This window comes from Paenarthrobacter sp. FR1 (genome assembly GCF_051106045.1).
GTDB lineage: Bacteria > Actinomycetota > Actinomycetes > Actinomycetales > Micrococcaceae > Arthrobacter > Arthrobacter nitroguajacolicus_A.
Genome location: NZ_JBPFSF010000035.1, coordinates 1 through 512 on the forward strand (window position 1 = coordinate 1; position 512 = coordinate 512).

A 512-nucleotide genomic window follows, 5' to 3' on the forward strand; every position below is an offset into this window, starting at 1 on the left:
TCCGATGAACGAACCACCGCCACCACACCACCGACGTAATCAATCTCCACGAACCGGCCCCGCACATGCACCAACCGGTCAACCGCCCCCGGCCCGCCGCCGTCGACCGCTTCACTGCGGTGGGCGGAGATGGTTCGCCCGGGCCCTGCCCCGGTCCCCAGCCACACGCCGGCGGTGGTGTAAGCCCACCAGCCGCCCTGGTTATCGGCCACGACCAACACCTCAGTGACGCCTTCGGGTACGGAGGTCAGCTCCGCCAGGAACGGTTCCGTGGCCGGGTGGCGGGTGAGCCAGTAATTCTCTCCGACCGCGCGGGCCCAGCCCGTACCCTCACGGGGGAAATCCACCGCCCGCCCGTCAGCCATCACCCACCGGCAGCCCTCATCAGTGAGGACCAAGTGCTGATCCAGCACCGACGCCCACCCCGGACCAAACACCCCGTCACCGGCCAGGCCCGAGCCGAGGGAGTTATACATCCGCGTGAGAACCAGGCCCGCGGCCGCCCCGGCGAA

Annotated in this window: 1 protein-coding gene; it reads right to left on the minus strand. The window is 69.5% G+C overall.

Features of this window, described 5'->3' with window-relative positions; genetic code table 11:
- On the minus strand, positions 1 to 512 hold a 512-nt coding region (locus ACR30Z_RS22605; protein WP_434374681.1), incomplete at both ends, for a DUF6531 domain-containing protein.